Here is a 19,247-nt window from a genome sequence, read left to right as displayed (position 1 = left end):
ATATGTCTGGTACACTAGTAATTTATCTTGCAATTGCTGTTGCAGTTTTCTTAGTGATTGCCTATGCTATCGCAATCTACGTACGAAAACGCAATGAAAGTAAATTAGCAATTTTAGAAGAGAAAAAAGAAGAGCTGTACAATCTTCCAGTAAACGATGAAGTTGAAGCTGTAAAAAATATGCACTTGATTGGACAAAGTCAAGTGACTTTCCGTGAGTGGAACCAAAAATGGGTTGACCTATCTCTTAACTCTTTTGCGGATATCGAAAATAATCTTTTTGAGGCAGAAGGCTATAACAACTCATTCCGTTTTTTCAAGGCCAGTCATCAAATAGACCAAATCGAGAGTCAAATTACCTTGATTGAAGAAGATATTGCGGCAATTCGCAATGCTTTGGCAGATTTGGAGAAACAAGAGTCTAAAAATAGTGGACGTGTTCTTCATACTTTGGACTTGTTTGAAGAGTTGCAACACCGAGTGGCTGATCATTCTGAAGAATATGGCCAAGGTTTATCTGAAATCGAAAAACAATTGGAAAATATCCAATCAGAGTTTTCTCAGTTTGTTACTTTGAACACTTCAGGTGACCCAGTAGAAGCTGCTGTGATTTTGGATAATGCTGAAAATCATATCTTGGCTTTGAGTCACATAGTAGATCGCCTGCCAGCAATTGTAAAAACATTATCTAAACAGCTACCTGATCAATTGGAAGATTTGGAAGACGGTTACCGTAAACTTTTAGATGCTAATTATCATTTCGCTGAAACGGATATTGAATCTCGCTTCCAATTGCTTTATGAAGCTTTGAAGAAAAACCACGAAAATATTGCACAATTAGAGTTGGATAATGCTGAGTATGAAAATACTCAAGTTCAAGAAGAAATCAATACACTCTATGATATCTTTACACGAGAAATTGCTGCTCAAAAAGTAGTAGAAGGCTTAGTTGCAACCCTTCCTACATATTTGAAACACATGAAAGATAGTAATGCTGTTTTAGTGGAAGATATTCAACGATTGAGTAATAATTACCTACTATCTGAAACGGATGTTAGTCATGTTCATAGATTGCAAGCTGAGTTAGAGTCTTTGGAAGAATCTGTGTTGGAATTAACTTCTGAACAAGAGGAACATTCTGAACCTTATTCATTCCTTGAAGATCGTTTGGAAAACTTACAAGCGACTTTGAAGGAAATTGAAGATGAACAAGTTGCGGTTAGTCAACGTCTTGCTCAGATTGAAAAAGATGATATCAATGCTCGCCAGAAGGCAAATGTTTATGTTAATCGTCTTCACACAATTAAGAGATATATGGAAAAACGCAATCTTCCAGGTATTCCTCAGAATTTCTTACAGTTGTTCTTTACAGCAAGTAACCATACTGAAGAGTTGATGGCTGAACTAGAAGAAGCTCGGGTCAATATCGAAGCTGTGAACCGTATGCTTGAAATTACAACCAATGATATGGAAGCACTTGAAGAAGAAACATATAATATTGTTCAATATGCAACATTGACAGAACAATTGCTACAGTATTCGAACCGTTACCGCTCATTTGATGAACGAATTCAAGAAGCTTTTAATGAATCATTAGAAATTTTTGAAAAAGAATTTGATTATCATGCTTCATTTGATAAGATTTCGCAAGCTTTGGAAGTTGCAGAACCAGGTGTAACCAACCGTTTTGTCACTTCATACGAAAAAACACGTGAGACGATTCGTTTCTAACATAATAAAAGGCTCTATAATATTTGTAGTGGGTAAATCCCCCTATAGATATTATGGAGCCTATTTTTTTGTTCAAAACGAGTAATAGTACTTATTTCTCATTGAAATTATAGCCTGAATTTGATATGATATTTCTATGGATAAAAGTAGAGCAAATCGTGTTGAGCACGATAAAAAGAGAATCGGTTTAATAGCCCTAGTAGCTATCTTTTCAGTAAGTATTTGTGTCCTTGGTTCAATGATTGGATACAAAATATATACAAAGCAAAGTTTTGAACAAAGGATTGAAACGCTCAAAAAAGAGAAAGATGATCAATTGAGTGAGGGAAATCAGAAAGATCATTTTCGTAAGGGACAAGCCGAAGTAATTGCCTATTATCCTCTCCAAGGGGAGCAAGTGATTTCATCTGTAAAAGAAATCATGACACAGGATATTAAGGAAAATCTGGAAGACAAGGAAAATCTAGTTTTTTATTATACGGAGAAACAGGATTCGACTTTAAAAGGGATTGTTAACCGAAGTGTGATGAAACAAGTCTATGATTTAACTTCGTCAAAAGTTGAAGAGACTGAAAAAACTAGTCTGGCAAAAGTCCATTTGACAGAAGATGGTAAACCTTTTACACTTGATCAATTATTTTCAGATCCTAGTAAAGCCAAAGAGCAGTTGTTAAAAGAAATCACCTCTTTCTTACAGGATAAGAAATTGGACCAAGAAAAGATTGATCAAGTTGTTAAAGGCTTCTCTGAACAAGACTTGTCTGCATGGAATTTTGATTACAAGGATAGTCAGATTATCCTTTATCCAAGTCAGTCAGTTGAAAATCTAGATGAGATTGCCTTACCAGTATCTAGTTTCTTTGATGTAGTACAATCCTCTTATTTATTAGACAAGGATGCCGAACTTTATAAGGCTTATTATGAAAAGAAAAACCAAAAAGTGGTAGCTCTAACTTTTGATGATGGACCAAATCCTGCAACGACAAATCAAGCATTAGATACACTTTCTAAGTATGGTATCAAGGCAACTTTCTTTGTTTTAGGTAAGAATGTTTCTGGAAATGAAGAGATTTTGAAACGCATGAAATCGGATGGCCATGTTATTGGAAACCATAGTTGGAGTCATCCAGTGCTTTCAAAACTTTCACTTGACGAAGCTAAAAAACAGATTACTGATACTGAGGATGCGCTAACTAAAGTGTTGGGTTCTAGTTCCAAACTTATGCGTCCGCCTTATGGAGCCATTACAGACGACATTCGAAATAGCCTTGATTTGAGTTTTATTATGTGGGATGTGGATAGTCTGGATTGGAAGAGTAAGAATGAAGCAGCAATTTTGACAGAGATTCAACGTCAAGTTCGTAATGGTTCGATTATCTTAATGCATGATATCCATGCTGAAACAGTCAATGCTTTACCAAAGATTATAGATTATCTAAAAGAGCAAGGATATCACTTTGTCACAGTTCCTGAAATGCTTAATTCACGATTAAAAGCACATGAACTATTCTATGACCGTGATCAGTAAGACTTTTGCTGAATAACTAATTAAATCGTAAGTAATTTTTCAATAAATAAATTTAGTCTTGTATTAATCGAGGCTAAATTTTTTTATGTTTAAATCTCATGATAGGATTGGTTAATATTACAATTTTGTTACAAAATAATATTTTGATAGAATTTTCAGATAATTTGGTATATAATACTTTTAATTTAAATAAAAAGGAGTGATTTTATGGGAGATTGCAAAGATTTTTGTCCTAACAAGTACCAAATAGCAACAATTTTTCTGCTAACGGTCTTTGCTTTCGGATTTGCTTTCGCACAGGTTAGTGCCGATGAGGGAAAATTTGAAACATCCAATCAAGTTACACGTACTGTAACGACTAATAAATTAGATGATTCAAATAAGCTTGCATCACCAGTCACGGCTGACAAGAATGCTCTAAATTCTTCTTCGAAAGAAAAAACAGAAGTGATAGAGTCATTAAAACAAGATGATTCTATCGAGTATAGAGATAATAAGTCAGACAAGGATTTAACCACACAGAAAGAAACGACTGCTATAAAAAGTGAAGAGAAGAAGGAAGAATCAGCAGTGAAAAGTAATTCTTCTTCAGAAAGCATACAATCACAGTCGTTATCTCAAGGTGGACATAAAGAAAAGCCGAACAGTATCTCCAGTAATGAAATTATTACTGTCCCTAAAACCTGGGAAGCAGGACATAAAGGACAAGGAACTGTAGTCGCTGTTATAGATTCAGGTCTTGATTTGAATCATGAGGTTTTGCGTATTTCTGATCCGTCAAAGGCGAAATTTAAAAATCAGGATGATATCGAAAAAGCTAAAAAGGCTGCTGGTATTGACTATGGGAAATGGTACAGTGACAAAGTAGTATATGCTTATGATTACTTTGATGGAACTGATAATATAAAAGAGGCTGAAAAAGAGTCTCATGGAATGCACGTTACTGGAATTGTAGCTGGAAATCCTGTTAATAAAGCACCGAATTCTGAGAAGGTTTACGGGGTGGCGCCAGAAGCTCAAATTATGTTTATGAGAGTTTTTTCAGACAGAGATAAAACTACAGCCTCTGCCCTTTATGTAAAAGCTATTGATGATGCTGTTGCATTAGGTGCAGATGTGATCAATATGAGTTTGGGTGCAGGTGCGGGTTCAACGGTAGATGCTGGTTCAGATATCATTGATGCAGTAAAAAGAGCACGCGCTAAAGGAGTATCTGTTGTTATCGCTGCAGGTAATAGTAATACTTTCGGTAGAGGTTTTTCACAACCATTGGCAGCAAATCCTGATTATGGTCTTGTCGGAAATCCCTCTACAGTGGAAGATTCAATTTCTGTTGCTTCTATTAATAATAAAATTCTAACTACTGAAGTCTTTGAAGTAAAAGGTTTAGAAAATGACGCTACCCTTGATTATGGTAAGTTTGATTTTAATAGACCTGAAACAGAAAAAGATTTTGAAAAAGGGAAAGAATACGAATATGTAGCAGCAGGTATTGGTCGTGAAGAAGATTTTGCTAATATTGATGTAAGAGGCAAGTTAGCACTGATTCAACGTGGTAAAATTAATTTTTCTGATAAGATTAAAAATGCTCTTAAACACGGTGCAGCTGGAGTTTTAATTTATAACAACGTTGAAGGTGCAAATGTTAGTATGTCTGTTACAGGTGATGCTAAGAAAATCCCATCTGTTTTTATTTCAAAACATTATGGTGAAATTCTTAAGTCTGGTCAGTATAAAATTGTCTTTAATCACAAGATGGATAATCGTAAATCAGACGTTGCAGACCAATTATCAGATTTTTCAAGTTGGGGAGTTACAACTGATGGACAATTGAAACCAGATGTTACTGCACCTGGTGGAAATATCTATTCATCATTTAACGACAATAGCTATGGAAGTATCAGTGGAACAAGTATGGCGGCCCCTCATGTAGCTGGTGTCGCAGCATTAGTCAAAGAATATTTAGCAAAGAAACATCCTGAATTATCAGCTAGTCAAATTTCAGAGATTGTAAAAGCTTTAATTATGTCTACTGCAAAACCACATTTTAATAAACAAACTGGAGCCTATACTTCTCCACGTCAGCAAGGTGCAGGCGTAGTTGACACGATGGCGGCAACAAGCACAGATTTATTTGTAACAGGTGCAAATAACTATCCAAGTGTTACTCTTGGCAATGTTGGTGATAAATTTACCTTTGAAGTTACAATTCATAATATTTCGGATAAAGACCAAACATTGAAGATGATTGTAAATACAAATACGGACGAAGTTGAAGAAGGGAAATTCACTCTCCGTCCACGAAAACTAACTGAAACAGTTTGGCCTGAAGTAACTGTGAAAGCTCATAGTACGAAGACGGTAACAGTTAGTGTAGATACAAGTAAGTTTACTGAAGAACTTAGCAAAATAATGCCAAATGGATATTTTCTAGAAGGATTTGTTAGATTTGTCAATCCTGCAGATGATGGTTCTATTATTGGTTTACCATTTATGGGATTTAAGGGAGAATTCCAAAATCTACCTGCAATTGAAAAACCAATTTATCAATTGATTAAGGAAGGAAACAGTGGATTTTACTCTGAAATTGATAAAGATAATCCAGGAATTTCACCTTCAGACGATGCAACTTATTTAACAAGTTCTGAAAATGATGTAAATGTTTTAAAAGCAGAGCGTCAAGGCAATCGAGTGACTGTACTCGGAGTGAAACAAGATGCTGAAGGAAAATACCATCTTCAATTAGATGAAAAGGGGAACATCCGCCTTGCTATCTCGCCAAATGAGGATGGTAATAAAGATTCTGTTCAATTTAAAACTCTTGTCTATAGAAACTTGGTAAATCTTCGTGCGACTGTTTATGATTCTTCGGATACAACACACAGTCATCCTATTTGGCAAAGTCGTCCAACAGACCTTGTAAAAAATTATTTTGATGGCGATACTAGAAATCCAAGAAGTTACATTGTAGATAAAACAGCTTGGGGAGGACAGGATTCTAATGGAAATCGAGTCTCTGATGGAATTTATGACTATGTTATTAGTTATAAGCCAGATGTCCCTGGAGCTGAGGAACAATACACAATATTTAAAATTCAAATCGATACACAAAAACCTCTGATTACTTCGGGATATATTCGTTCTAAAGAAGAACAAGAACAATTTATAGCTCGCAAACCTCAGGATGTAGGAAATGGTGGAATTCTTCTAGAAAAAGTCTTTTATATTCGTCCTTCTGAAAATAGAGAGGCGACAGATTCAGAAATAGAACAGTATCAAATTATCAAACAAAATGAAGATAGTAGTTATACACTTCCTAAGAACGTTGATAAATCGAAAATCTTCTATTATGTAGAAGACTTTGCGGGAAATGTAGATTTTATATCTCTCAAAGATCTTGTAGGTGAAGAAAATAGTGGTCGTGTAAAAATTGCTATATTAAACAATAAAACCAAGGATGAGATTGATACAACTTATGTTTATCGCATTAAAAATAGCGAAGGTCAATATGTAACTGTTGATAAGTCAAAAGATATTAATTTCTTGAAATTTGGACATTATGTTGCGGAAATTTTTAGCTATGACCGTACAGAGTTGAAATTTGTGAGTGCCCTATCTAAGGAATTTGATTTAACGAAAGAAAACAGTTTTCAAACTATTACCTTCTTGGCTAACAAAATGAAATATGCCCCAGTAACGGTTGGCTTTAATCAAGCTGTTCCTGGAACTACAACGATTACTTTAGTAGGTGAAGACGGTCAGAGTCAAGTCTTGCCAGCTGAAACATATGGTAAACATTCTTATGGTAAGAAAGTAGTTACTGGTGAATATAAAGTTCTTGTAAATCTATCAAACGGTTATGAATTACTTGATAATCTTCAACCATTTAAAGTCCTGTTTGGTAAAAATAATGTTTTGTCACTTTCAGTCGTTTCTAAGTTAGCTCTGATTGCAGCTTTAAATAAACAAATGGAAGTAGTTAAAACTCCGAGATATTATAATACAAAACAGAAGTTAAAAGAGATTTTTGATCAAAGTGTCAAAGATGCGCAACTAGCATTGGGAAGTAAACTTAACCAAGATAAAATTGACCAAATTGTTAAAGCTTTAGAGTCTGCTATGCAAACATTGGATGGTAAGGAATCTGATATCACATCATTGAAGAATGCCATTAAAGCATATGCTGAGACAGTTAAAAAAGGTAAATATATAAATTCTGATCAAGAACGCAAAGGTCAATATGATCGTGAATTCAAACTCTTGGCATTATTAATTACAAAAGATTTGATAACTCAAGATGAAATCGACCGTCTATTGACCGCTTTCTTGCAAGCACAAGACCAGCTGAATGGGAAAGAAACAGATTTCATGAGCCTAAAAAATGTTATCGTGGATGAAGTGAAGTTCCAAGACAAAGATCCAAGATTTTTGACAGCTAGCAAAGAGGAGAAAGATGCATATAATCTTATTTTCAACAAAGCTAAGCTACTTTTGGAAAATGCAGAAGCTAGTCAAGAAGAAATTAATGAAGTAATCAATGCTCTAAAAGAAACGGCTGTAAAACTGAAGGCTAATAAAGTAGAGATTCCAGCTAAACCGGTTGTAACGATTAAACCAGCTAATCCAACTAAACCGGTCATAACGATTAAGCCAGTTAATCCAGCTAAACCAGTTGTAACGATTAAACCAGCTAATCCAACCAAACCAGTTGTAAAGGTTAAGCCAGTTATTCCAACTAAACCAGTTGTAATGATTAAGCCAGTTACTCCAGCTAAACCAGTTGTAACGGTTAAACCAGCTAATCCAACTAAGCCAGTTGTAACGATTAAGCTAGTTACTCCAACTAAACCAGTTGTAACGGTTAAGCCAGTTACTCCAGCTAAACCAGTTGTAACGCTTAATCCAGTTATTCCAACCAAACCAGTTTCTCAAGTGCAACCTGTTAAATTAGTAAGTCACAATAGACAAGTCTCAACTATTAAGTCTTCAATTAGCAATGATAAAATTGAGAAAGCTACATCAATTGTAATACATCATTCCAATATAGAAGCTAAGCATGAGAATAAAACACTAGCTGGAAGTGGTCAACAAGTGCTTTTAGCTACAGTCAACAAAGAAGGAAAACAATTACCAGCCACTGGTGAGAATAACATGATTTCTATTATTCTAAGTATTTCAGGAATTTCTCTCTTATTGTCAGTTATTGGACTTGCAACTTTTTCAAAAAGTGAGTAGAGAATACAATACATCTTTCTATAGTTTTTGATTTACAGTATGTTGCAATTCTGATATAATAGTCAGCAGGAAAGAAAGTCTTATGGCGTTCTTCAAGCGAGCTTGGGATAGTGGGAGCCAAGTAGGGCAAAATAAAGTGCTGGCGCTTTCTGTAGTATTTTTAAAAACAATGAAGTAATAAATTAGGGTGGAACCGCGTTTCTGACGCCCCTAGTCGTAAGGCTTGGGTGTTGAAATTCGGTTCTTTTTGAATTCGTCTAATGCCTAAGTAGAAAGGAGCATAATGCTTAAAGGATCTTGTTTATGTAAAGCAGTCACCTACACTCTAGATGAAGAATTGTCGGAAATAGTTTTTTGCCATTGCTCATTTTGTCGGAAAGCAACTGCGTCTGCCTACACAGTTAATGCCAAAGTTAGCAGCAAAAATCTGGCACTGTATGGAAAAGAGAATTTGGTTACTTTTAGTTCATCTCCAGGTAAACAACGTTATTACTGCCAGAACTGTCACAGTCAAATTTTCACTACTCAAGAAAATATACCAGAAGTTTGTGCTTTGAAATTAGGAACAATAGATGAATGCGATCAGAATTTACAAACTGTTCCCAAACGTCATATTTTTCAGGACCCAGCTTTTTCTTGGTTGCTTGATAAATAAATTTAAAAAGATAATATAAATAAAAGGAGAAAACAATGTCTAAGAGATTAACATTTCACTGCGTCAGTGGCAGAGACCTCCTTACAGTCGGGCTGCTACACGCTCAGCACTAGAGTGCCTGAGCTAGACGCAGTACTAACTCGTCTTACCTCGTATGATCGACGAGGCAGACTCGTGTCGCAAGTAATTTATATAAAAAGGAGAAAACAATGTCTAAAAAATTGACTTTCCAGGAAATCATCCTTACTTTGCAACAATTTTGGAATGACCAAGGTTGTATGCTTATGCAGGCTTATGATAATGAAAAAGGTGCGGGGACAATGAGTCCTTACACTTTCCTTCGTGCTATCGGACCTGAGCCGTGGAATGCGGCTTATGTAGAGCCATCACGTCGTCCTGCTGACGGTCGTTATGGGGAAAATCCTAACCGTCTTTATCAACACCACCAATTCCAGGTGGTCATGAAGCCATCTCCATCAAATATCCAAGAGCTTTACCTTGAGTCTTTGGAAAAATTGGGAATCAATCCTTTGGAACATGATATTCGTTTCGTTGAGGACAACTGGGAAAATCCATCAACTGGTTCAGCTGGTCTTGGTTGGGAAGTTTGGCTTGACGGTATGGAAATTACTCAGTTTACTTACTTCCAACAAGTTGGTGGATTGGCAACTGGCCCTGTGACTGCAGAAGTTACCTATGGTTTGGAACGCTTGGCTTCTTATATCCAAGAAGTAGACTCTGTCTATGATATTGAGTGGGCTGATGGTGTAAAATACGGAGAAATCTTTATCCAGCCTGAGTACGAGCATTCAAAATATTCGTTTGAAATTTCAGACCAAGAAATGTTGCTGGAAAACTTTGATAAGTTTGAAAAAGAAGCTGGTCGTGCCTTGGAAGAAGGCTTGGTACACCCTGCCTATGACTATGTTCTCAAATGTTCACACACCTTTAACCTGCTTGATGCGCGTGGTGCCGTATCCGTAACCGAGCGCGCTGGCTATATCGCTCGTATCCGTAACCTAGCCCGTGTCGTAGCCAAAACCTTTGTCGCAGAACGCAAACGCCTAGGTTACCCACTTTTAGATGAAGAAACAAGAGCTAAACTCTTAGCAGAAGACGCAGAATAGTGAGTAATACTGTGCTCTAAAATCGTTAGAGGCAAGTCGAAGACTTGCTAGAGGGATATGCACCGCCGTATTTTTATGTGGGGATTTTTGAAACCTTATACTCTTCGAAAATCAAATTCAAACCACGTCAGCTTAACCTTGCCGTACTCAAGTACAGCCTACGGCTAGCTTCCTAGTTTGCTCTTTGATTTTCATTGAGTATTAGGTTCAAAAATCAGTCAGCTAAATCCACTTTGATGAGACTGTTGGAAATCTTGATTAATTTAGCACTAGATTTCCATACAGATTCACAAAATTAGTTAGCGACGTCCCAAGTACCTAAGGTGCATATCAAAAAAGATTGAAGAAAATGTAAAGGAAAAAACATGACAAAAAACTTATTAGTAGAACTCGGTCTTGAAGAATTACCAGCCTATGTTGTCACACCAAGTGAAAAACAACTAGGCGAAAAAATGGCAACCTTTCTCAAGGAAAACCGCCTGTCTTTTGAAGCTATTCAGACCTTCTCAACACCACGTCGTTTGGCTGTTCGTGTAACTGGTCTTGCAGACAAACAGTCTGATTTGACAGAAGATTTTAAGGGGCCAGCAAAGAAAATTGCCTTGGATAGTGATGGAAACTTCACCAAAGCAGCTCAAGGATTTGTTCGTGGAAAAGGCTTGACTGTTGAAGATATCGAATTCCGTGAAATCAAGGGTGAAGAATATGTCTATGTCACTAAGGAAGAAATTGGTCAACCAGTTGAAGCAATTGTTCCTGGTGTTGTGGATGTCTTGAAGTCACTGACTTTCCCTGTCAGCATGCACTGGGCTGGAAATAACTTTGAATACATTCGTCCTGTTCACACTTTAACTGTTCTTTTAGATGAAGAAGAGTTTGATTTGAATTTCCTTGATATCAAGGGAGGTCGTGTCAGTCGTGGTCATCGTTTCTTGGGGAAAGAAACCAAAATTCAGTCAGCATTGAGCTATGAAGAAGATCTTCGTGCACAATTTGTAATAGCAGATCCACGTGAACGTGAGCAAATGATTATTGACCAAATCAAGGAAATTGAGGCAAAACATGGTGTACGTATCGAAATTGATGCGGATTTGCTTAATGAAGTCTTGAACTTGGTTGAATACCCAACTGCCTTTATGGGAAGTTTTGATGCCAAATACCTTGAAGTTCCAGAAGAAGTTTTGGTGACTTCGATGAAGGAACACCAACGGTACTTTGTTGTTCGTGATCAAGATGGTAAACTCTTGCCAAACTTCATTTCTGTTCGTAATGGAAACGCAGAGTATTTGGAAAATGTCATCAAAGGAAATGAAAAAGTCTTGGTAGCCCGCTTGGAAGATGGTGAATTCTTCTGGCGTGAAGATCAAAAATTAGTCATTTCAGATCTTGTTGAAAAATTAAACAATGTCACCTTCCATGAGAAAATTGGTTCCCTTTGTGAACACATGATTCGTACTGGTCAGATTGCTATTCTCTTGGCAGAAAAAGCAGGCTTGTCAGCGGATGAAACGATTGACTTAGCCCGTGCAGCAGCCATTTACAAGTTTGACTTGTTGACAGGTATGGTTGGTGAATTTGATGAACTCCAAGGAATTATGGGAGAGAAATATGCCCTTCTTGCAGGTGAAACTCCAGCAGTGGCAGCTGCTATTCGTGAACACTACATGCCTACATCAGCTGAAGGAGAACTTCCAGAGAGTAAGGTCGGTGCAGTGCTTGCCATTGCAGATAAATTGGATACGATTTTGAGTTTCTTCTCAGTAGGTTTGATTCCATCAGGTTCTAATGACCCTTATGCTCTTCGCCGTGCAACTCAAGGTGTGGTTCGTATCTTGGATGCCTTTGGTTGGTACATTGCTATGGATGAGCTGATTGATAGCCTTTATGATCTAACATTTGACAGCTTGAATTATGAAAATAAAGCAGAAGTTATGGACTTTATCAAGGCTCGTGTTGATAAGATGATGGGTTCTACTCCAAAAGACATCAAGGAAGCCGTTCTTGCAGGATCAAACTTTGTTGTGGCAGATATGTTGAAAGCAGCAAGTGCTCTTGTAGAAGCAAGCAAGGAAGAAGACTTCAAACCATCTGTTGAATCACTTTCTCGTGCCTTTAATTTGGCTGAGAAGGCAAAAGGAGTTGCTACAGTTGATTCAGCTCTCTTTGAGAATGAAGAAGAGAAAACCTTGGCAGAAGCAGTAGAATCACTCGTTTTGTCAGGGACTGCCAGTCAGCAATTGAAACAGCTCTTTGCGCTTAGTCCAGTTATTGATGCCTTCTTTGAAAATACTATGGTTATGGCCGAAGATCAGGCTGTCCGTCAAAATCGTTTGGCTATCTTGTCTCATTTAACTCAAAAAGCAGCTAAACTTGCACGTTTTAACCAAATCAATACCAAATAAAATCTGTTAAACGGATTAAATCTTATCATAAAGGAGAGAAACATGGATCCTAAAAAAATTGATCGTATTAACGAGCTTGCCAAAAAGAAAAAAACAGAAGGCTTGACCCCAGAAGAAAAAGTAGAACAAGCCAAACTACGTGAGGAGTACATCGAAGGTTATCGTCGCACTGTTCGTCACCACATCGAAGGGATCAAAATTGTGGACGAAGAAGGAAATGATGTTACACCAGAGAAACTACGTCAAGTCCAACGTGAAAAAGGATTACATGGTCGTAGTCTCGATGACCCAAATTCATAATAAATATTCTTTCTTTTAATAAGGATAGATAAAATAATAAGTAAAAGACTAGCAGATAAAAACTGCTAGTCTTTTTTAGCTAAAAAAGGAACCAATATGGTTCCTAAAAGTATTAGTTACTTGCGCCAGATGTAGCGTCTGCGCCACCACCGTGACCTCCAGCATCACCTGCATCAGAAGCTCCAGATGTAGCATCTGCATCGCCGTGACCATGTCCGCCAGCAGGAGCTGCAGCATTTCCACCGACTAAACGTTGACCAGTTGTATTGAGGTACCAATCAAGCCATGGTTGGAAATTAAAGATAATCTCATTAATTCCAGCATATGAACCATCTGGGTAGTACATTGCTTGGTAATTATGGGTATTAATAACACCTTCAGGTGTTCCTGGCACAATTGTACGGACATATTCTTGATCCCCGTTACGCAATACGCCGACAACCCATTCAACGTTTTTCATTCTAGAATCTGGCAATGTACCGTGTACTGTTCCTAATCTATTTCCTGATTGAGCACGTACACGTTTACCAAACATTGTATCTGGGTCTTGGTGTGCGTTATTAAAGTACAAAAATTGATTGTTATCATCTGCAAATGTCAATTCAAATGGCATTGCTTTCAAGAACATGTCAATTTGGTTAACTGTCAAGATACCGTGGTCTAATTTAACGTAAGTATCTCCAGAAACAGCTCCAACAAGTTCAGCAGCTTTTTCTACCCATTCAGGATCATCTGGATCAACACCTTGGATAGTAGTTGCAATTGAATTTGTACAATATAAATCTTCTGGCTCAATTGGTTTTGGTTTTTTCAATTTTGAAACGACTCCCACATATTTTACAAAGTTGTCTAAACATGTTTCAAGGAAATTAACAGTTCCTTCATTTGTGATATTTCCATTAACATCAAAAGCTTCTTTAGCTTTACCAAGAAGGAATTCATTTCCTGGAAGAGTGTAGGCATTGACACCTGGAGCGTCAAGAATCTTACGAAGGTGAACTTGGGCACGTGAAGTACCTTGGTCATAGTAAGAAGCACCCACAATCATGACTGGTTTGTTTTCAAATGGATGAACTTCATATGAAAGCCATTCAAGAACAGATTTTAGGGAAGCTGAGATTGTGTGGTTGTGCTCAGGAGTAGCGATGATAACACCATCAGCACGAGTAATTTTGTTATATAAATAACGTAATTGGAAACTTTCGTCCCATTTTTCGTCTTGGTTAAACATTGGAACTTCATCAATTTCGAGAACTTCTAATTCAAATTTGAGTTTGAAGTGACGACGGATGAATTCCAAGAGTTTACGGTTATATGATTGATCGTAGTTTGATCCTACAAGTCCAACAAATTTCATTCTTTTTGGTCTCCTATCTTACAAATTTTCCCAGTCAAAGTCTTCAGCATCTTTGCGAAGTAGGGCTTGTGCGTTGCGCAATTTTTCTGTAATTTTTACAAAGATACGGAAGTCGTCAAAAGTGGCATCTAATTTTTTGATAACATCAAGATCCACTAGATCTCCACTTGGATTGAAGGCTTGAAGAGAATGTGAAAGCAAGAATTCATCTGGAAGGACACTTGCTTTGATTTCTGGGGCATTCAAGATTTGGCGAAGTTGTAATTGGGCACGTGATGAACCAAGCGTACCATATGAAGCACCTGTAATCATGATTGGTTTGTTCAAAAGTGGATAGATACCATAAGACAACCAAGCAAGAGCGCTCATCAAAACAGCTGGGATAGAGTGGTCATACTCAGGAGTACCAATAATAACGCCATCTGCCTCTTCAATTTTAGCAGCAATTTCTAAAATTTCAGCAGGTACTTGCTTGTCAGCTGGTTTGTTGAAGACAGGAATGTCTTTAATTTCAACAAGTTCAATTTCAGCTTTTTCAGCAAAGTGTTTTTGCATGTATTGAAGCAATTGGCGGTTTGTAGAACGTTTTGAATTTGTTCCAACAATAGCAATAAGTTTTAACATGAGATTTCCTTTCTCTTTTTACATAATACGATTTTAGAACTCCATTGAAATATCGATTTCTATAGAGTAGGAATTCCTGAAGAACAGCTTAGGTGACCTTCTTTATCGATGAGGATAGCTTCTATTCCCTCCAAACTTTCGACTTGCCAGAGGATAGAAGCAGGTCTTTCTCCAAAGAGTCGAGTTGTCCAGATTTCGCCATCGACTGATTTATCAGAGATGATTGTCAGACTAGCTAGTTCCGTTTCAACAGGATATCCTGTTTGACTGTCAAAAATATGATGGTAATCTTTTCCATCGACTGTCAGATGACGTTCATAAATGCCTGAAGTCACGACAGATTTATTGACAACAGGGATGGTCATTAAGTGATTTCCCCTAGGATTGGCTGGGTCTTGAATCCCGATTTGCCAAGGCTGATTGCCTCTTTCCTGATTTTTACCAATGGTCAGGATATTCCCTCCCAGATTGATTAAGGCAGATGTCACTCCCTCTTCTCTCAGAAATTGGGCAACCTTATCCGCACTATACCCCTTGGCTAAACAACCAAGATCGATCTTCATTCCTTTTTGTTTCAAAAACACAGTGGAAGTGGAAGAATCTAATTCGATAGAATGAGGATTGATTAAAGGTAAAACCGATTCAATTTCTTGAGGTTGGGCCACTTTGGCATCTGAAAAACCGATGCGCCAGGTTTGAATCAAGGGACCAATGCTGATGTTGAGATGACTAGAGGGCGCTAGACTATGTTCTAATCCAAGTGAAATCAATTCAAACAAATCTGGATGAACTTTGACTGGAGCTATCCCAGCTTGATAATTGATTTCCATCAACTCAGATTCTTGGCTATTGGCATTGAAGCGATACTCAAGCTCTTTGAGTAAATCAAAGGATTTTTGGAGCAAGATATCGGCTTGCTCTTCTACTAATGAAATAGTAATAGTAGTCCCCATTAGCCGTTCGGAATGTGAACTAAGAGGCAAGCTACCAACTCCTTTCTCTTATGAAAAGAAGGCTGAAATATAGTAAATTTATATTAAATTTAACCCCTTACATTTTCTTTCCATGATACTAGCATACCATAAAGTCAGCGTTTTCACAAATAAAATTTGTAAACTTGTCAAGAAATATGCTCAGAAAAAAAGAGTAATTGTAAGAAAGACTGATAAAATACAGATTATTTACATTTTTTTACAAAAAAATCGGGAAAATTAACTAAACTCTTGTAAACGCTAACAGTAAATGTTATACTAGAATAGTAAATTTAAAATTGAAGGTAGGAATTTTTCTATGAGTAAAATCGTTGTAGTTGGTGCTAACCACGCTGGTACAGCATGTATTAATACTATGTTGGATAATTTTGGCAATGAGAACGAAATTGTTGTATTTGACCAAAACTCTAACATCTCTTTCCTAGGTTGCGGAATGGCCCTTTGGATTGGGGAACAAATCGACGGTGCTGAAGGCTTGTTCTATTCTGATAAAGAAAAATTGGAAGCTAAAGGTGCTAAAGTTTACATGAACTCACCAGTTCTTTCAATCGACTATGATAACAAAGTTGTTACAGCAGAAGTTGAAGGAAAAGAGCATAAAGAATCATACGAGAAATTGATTTTCGCTACAGGTTCTACACCAATCTTGCCACCAATCGAAGGTGTTGAAATTGTTAAAGGAAACCGCGAATTTAAAGCAACTCTTGAAAATGTACAATTCGTTAAATTGTACCAAAACGCTGAAGAAGTTATCAATAAACTTGCTGACAAGAGCCAGCACCTTGACCGTATCGCCGTTGTTGGTGGTGGTTACATCGGTGTTGAACTTGCTGAAGCCTTTGAACGTCTTGGAAAAGAAGTTGTCCTTGTTGATATCGTTGATACTGTTTTGAACGGTTACTATGATAAAGACTTCACACAAATGATGGCGAAGAACTTGGAAGATCACAACATTCGCTTGGCGCTTGGTCAAACTGTTAAAGCAATTGAGGGTGACGGTAAAGTTGAACGCTTGATTACTGATAAAGAAACTTTCGATGTGGATATGGTTATCCTTGCAGTTGGTTTCCGTCCAAATACTACTCTAGCTGATGGTAAGATTGAACTCTTCCGTAACGGTGCCTTCCTTGTAGATAAGAAACAAGAAACATCTATCCCAGGCGTTTACGCAGTAGGTGACTGTGCGACTGTTTATGACAACGCTCGTAAAGACACTAGCTACATCGCTCTTGCTTCAAATGCTGTTCGTACTGGTATCGTTGGTGCATATAACGCTTGTGGCCATGAATTGGAAGGAATCGGTGTTCAAGGTTCAAATGGTATCTCAATCTACGGTCTTCACATGGTTTCAACTGGTTTGACTCTTGAAAAAGCTAAAGCTGCTGGTTACAACGCAACTGAAACAGGCTTTAACGATCTTCAAAAACCAGAATTCATGAAGCATGACAACCATGAAGTTGCCATCAAGATTGTCTTTGACAAAGATAGCCGTGAAATTCTTGGTGCACAAATGGTTTCACACGATTCTGCAATTAGCATGGGAATCCACATGTTCTCACTTGCTATCCAAGAGCATGTGACAATTGATAAATTGGCATTGACAGACTTATTCTTCTTGCCACACTTCAACAAACCATACAACTACATCACAATGGCTGCCCTTACAGCTGAAAAATAAAAATGAATGAGCTATCTGGCCTTAAGTTAAGGCCAGATAGTTTTTTAACCATTCTGTACCCATACAATTACGTTTTTTTTATCTTGTGATTCATTCTAATCTAACATAAAATGAAATGGTAGCTACCAATACAAATAATGAGGATAAAGAAATGACTGAAAATCGTTATGAACTAAATAAAAACTTGGCACAGATGCTCAAGGGTGGGGTTATCATGGACGTTCAAAATCCTGAACAGGCCCGTATTGCAGAGGCTGCTGGTGCGGCAGCTGTTATGGCCTTGGAACGGATTCCAGCTGATATTCGTGCAGCTGGTGGTGTTTCCCGTATGAGCGATCCAAAGATGATTAAGGAAATTCAAGAAGCGGTTAGCATTCCAGTAATGGCCAAGGTCAGAATCGGGCATTTTGTTGAAGCTCAGATTTTAGAGGCTATTGAGATTGACTATATCGATGAGAGTGAAGTTTTATCTCCAGCTGACGACCGTTTCCATGTGGACAAGAAAGAATTCCAAGTTCCTTTTGTCTGTGGAGCTAAGGACTTGGGTGAAGCCTTGCGTCGTATCGCTGAAGGTGCTTCTATGATTCGTACAAAAGGAGAACCGGGGACAGGGGATATCGTCCAAGCTGTTCGTCATATGCGTATGATGAATCAGGAAATTCGCCGCATTCAAAACTTACGTGAGGACGAGCTTTATGTTGCCGCCAAGGACTTACAAGTCCCTGTAGAATTGGTTCAATACGTCCATGAACATGGAAAATTGCCTGTTGTAAACTTTGCAGCTGGAGGCGTTGCAACGCCAGCAGATGCTGCGCTGATGATGCAATTAGGGGCAGAGGGTGTTTTTGTTGGATCAGGTATTTTCAAATCAGGCGATCCTGTTAAACGAGCGAGTGCCATTGTCAAAGCGGTAACTAATTTCCGAAATCCTCAAATCCTAGCTCAAATCTCTGAAGATCTAGGCGAAGCCATGGTTGGTATTAATGAAAATGAAATTCAAATTCTCATGGCTGAGCGAGGGAAATAGATGAAAATCGGAATATTAGCCTTGCAAGGTGCCTTTGCAGAACATGCAAAAGTGCTAAATCAATTAGGAGTCGAGAGTGTTGAAATCAGAAATCTAGAGGATTTTCAGCAATATCAGAGTGACTTGGCGGGTTTGATTTTGCCTGGTGGGGAATCTACAGCCATGGGCAAGCTCTTACGAGACCAGGACATGCTGATCCCCATTCGAGAAGCCATTCTATCTGGTTTACCAGCCTTTGGAACCTGTGCAGGCTTAATTTTGCTGGCTAAGGAAATCACTTCTCAGGAAGAGAGTCATCTAGGAACTATGGATATGGTGGTCGAGCGAAATGCCTACGGACGCCAACTAGGAAGTTTTTACACGGAAGCAGAATGTAAGGGAGTCGGTCAGATTCCAATGACCTTTATCCGTGGTCCGATTATCAGTAGTGTTGGACAGGGTGTAGAAATTCTAGCAAGAGTTGATAATCAAATCGTTGCTGCCCAAGAAAAAAATATGCTGGTAACCTCTTTTCATCCGGAATTGACTGATGATGTTCGCTTGCACCAGTACTTTATCAATATGTGTAAAGAAAAAAGTTGAGATTGAATTT

The 19,247-nt window shown here is 37.8% G+C and carries 13 protein-coding genes; 10 read left to right on the top strand and 3 right to left on the bottom strand.

What is annotated here, in order from left to right:
* Positions 1-2 precede the first annotated feature (2 nt).
* The 7 genes from ezrA (at position 3) to ADH52_RS01140 (ending at position 12,977) form a co-directional block, all read left to right on the top strand.
* Positions 3-1,730 (top strand): septation ring formation regulator EzrA, encoded by a 1,728-nt coding sequence (gene ezrA, locus ADH52_RS01170; RefSeq protein ID WP_049509573.1) that lies wholly within the window; start codon positions 3-5, stop codon positions 1,728-1,730.
* Positions 1,731-1,866: 136 nt separating this feature from the next.
* Entirely contained in the window at positions 1,867-3,258 is a 1,392-nt protein-coding gene (pgdA, locus tag ADH52_RS01165; protein ID WP_049487810.1) for a peptidoglycan-N-acetylglucosamine deacetylase PgdA, read from the top strand.
* Positions 3,259-3,465: 207 nt separating this feature from the next.
* The gene (locus ADH52_RS01160; RefSeq protein ID WP_049509572.1) at positions 3,466-8,493 is read left to right on the top strand and encodes a S8 family serine peptidase; all 5,028 of its coding nucleotides are present in this window, start codon (positions 3,466-3,468) and stop codon (positions 8,491-8,493) included.
* 283 nt (positions 8,494-8,776) lie between these two features.
* Positions 8,777-9,148: a GFA family protein gene (locus tag ADH52_RS01155; protein ID WP_004259961.1), complete on the top strand. Its 372-nt coding sequence runs from the start codon at positions 8,777-8,779 to the stop codon at positions 9,146-9,148.
* Between the two features lie 209 nt (positions 9,149-9,357).
* Positions 9,358-10,275 carry a glycine--tRNA ligase subunit alpha gene (gene glyQ / locus ADH52_RS01150; RefSeq protein WP_000038736.1) on the top strand — a complete coding sequence of 306 codons (918 nt, stop codon included), beginning with the start codon at positions 9,358-9,360 and terminating at the stop codon, positions 10,273-10,275.
* Between the two features lie 365 nt (positions 10,276-10,640).
* On the top strand, positions 10,641-12,677 hold the full coding sequence (glyS, locus tag ADH52_RS01145) for a glycine--tRNA ligase subunit beta (RefSeq protein WP_049509569.1): 2,037 nt from the start codon (positions 10,641-10,643) through the stop codon (positions 12,675-12,677).
* Positions 12,678-12,719: 42 nt separating this feature from the next.
* The gene (locus tag ADH52_RS01140; protein ID WP_000371299.1) at positions 12,720-12,977 is read left to right on the top strand and encodes a DUF896 family protein; all 258 of its coding nucleotides are present in this window, start codon (positions 12,720-12,722) and stop codon (positions 12,975-12,977) included.
* 112 nt (positions 12,978-13,089) lie between these two features.
* Here ADH52_RS01140 and ADH52_RS01135 read toward each other — a convergent pair whose 3' ends face one another.
* From ADH52_RS01135 to ADH52_RS01125, 3 genes are read right to left on the bottom strand one after another with little or no spacing between them, the layout of a single operon-like run.
* Positions 13,090-14,334, bottom strand: coding sequence for an NAD(P)H-dependent oxidoreductase (locus ADH52_RS01135; protein ID WP_000673661.1), 1,245 nt, complete (start codon positions 14,332-14,334; stop codon positions 13,090-13,092).
* A gap of 18 nt (positions 14,335-14,352) precedes the next feature.
* Positions 14,353-14,958, bottom strand: coding sequence for an NADPH-dependent FMN reductase (locus tag ADH52_RS01130; RefSeq protein ID WP_000915951.1), 606 nt, complete (start codon positions 14,956-14,958; stop codon positions 14,353-14,355).
* A 59-nt stretch (positions 14,959-15,017) separates the two neighbouring features.
* Positions 15,018-15,941, bottom strand: a complete 924-nt coding sequence (locus ADH52_RS01125; RefSeq protein ID WP_049509566.1) for an FAD:protein FMN transferase — start codon at positions 15,939-15,941, stop codon at positions 15,018-15,020.
* 307 nt (positions 15,942-16,248) lie between these two features.
* Here ADH52_RS01125 and nox point away from each other — a divergent pair, with 307 nt between their 5' ends.
* From nox to pdxT, 3 genes are all read left to right on the top strand, one after another.
* The gene (nox, locus tag ADH52_RS01120; RefSeq protein WP_049492202.1) at positions 16,249-17,628 is read left to right on the top strand and encodes a H2O-forming NADH oxidase; all 1,380 of its coding nucleotides are present in this window, start codon (positions 16,249-16,251) and stop codon (positions 17,626-17,628) included.
* A gap of 151 nt (positions 17,629-17,779) precedes the next feature.
* Positions 17,780-18,655 (top strand): pyridoxal 5'-phosphate synthase lyase subunit PdxS, encoded by an 876-nt coding sequence (gene pdxS / locus ADH52_RS01115; RefSeq protein WP_000138517.1) that lies wholly within the window; start codon positions 17,780-17,782, stop codon positions 18,653-18,655.
* The gene (pdxT, locus tag ADH52_RS01110; RefSeq protein WP_049509564.1) at positions 18,656-19,237 is read left to right on the top strand and encodes a pyridoxal 5'-phosphate synthase glutaminase subunit PdxT; all 582 of its coding nucleotides are present in this window, start codon (positions 18,656-18,658) and stop codon (positions 19,235-19,237) included.
* The last annotated feature ends 10 nt before the right edge of the window (positions 19,238-19,247 follow it).

Origin of the sequence: Streptococcus pseudopneumoniae (assembly GCF_001072665.1) — a bacterium.
In the GTDB taxonomy this organism is placed as follows: domain Bacteria; phylum Bacillota; class Bacilli; order Lactobacillales; family Streptococcaceae; genus Streptococcus; species Streptococcus pseudopneumoniae_S.
Note: the sequence above shows the minus strand (reverse complement) of the source record. Positions and strands in the feature narration are given on the sequence as shown.

What these genes read in the sequence shown, in the direction of transcription:
- ADH52_RS01160 (WP_049509572.1), top strand. Translation starts at nt 3,466, where the DNA reads ATGGGAGATTGCAAAGATTTTTGTCCTAACAAGTACCAAATAGCAACA.
- ezrA (WP_049509573.1), top strand. Translation starts at nt 3, where the DNA reads ATGTCTGGTACACTAGTAATTTATCTTGCAATTGCTGTTGCAGTTTTC.
- ADH52_RS01135 (WP_000673661.1), bottom strand. Translation starts at nt 14,334, where the DNA reads ATGAAATTTGTTGGACTTGTAGGATCAAACTACGATCAATCATATAAC.
- glyS (WP_049509569.1), top strand. Translation starts at nt 10,641, where the DNA reads ATGACAAAAAACTTATTAGTAGAACTCGGTCTTGAAGAATTACCAGCC.
- pgdA (WP_049487810.1), top strand. Translation starts at nt 1,867, where the DNA reads ATGGATAAAAGTAGAGCAAATCGTGTTGAGCACGATAAAAAGAGAATC.
- pdxS (WP_000138517.1), top strand. Translation starts at nt 17,780, where the DNA reads ATGACTGAAAATCGTTATGAACTAAATAAAAACTTGGCACAGATGCTC.
- pdxT (WP_049509564.1), top strand. Translation starts at nt 18,656, where the DNA reads ATGAAAATCGGAATATTAGCCTTGCAAGGTGCCTTTGCAGAACATGCA.
- ADH52_RS01140 (WP_000371299.1), top strand. Translation starts at nt 12,720, where the DNA reads ATGGATCCTAAAAAAATTGATCGTATTAACGAGCTTGCCAAAAAGAAA.
- ADH52_RS01130 (WP_000915951.1), bottom strand. Translation starts at nt 14,958, where the DNA reads ATGTTAAAACTTATTGCTATTGTTGGAACAAATTCAAAACGTTCTACA.
- nox (WP_049492202.1), top strand. Translation starts at nt 16,249, where the DNA reads ATGAGTAAAATCGTTGTAGTTGGTGCTAACCACGCTGGTACAGCATGT.
- ADH52_RS01155 (WP_004259961.1), top strand. Translation starts at nt 8,777, where the DNA reads ATGCTTAAAGGATCTTGTTTATGTAAAGCAGTCACCTACACTCTAGAT.
- glyQ (WP_000038736.1), top strand. Translation starts at nt 9,358, where the DNA reads ATGTCTAAAAAATTGACTTTCCAGGAAATCATCCTTACTTTGCAACAA.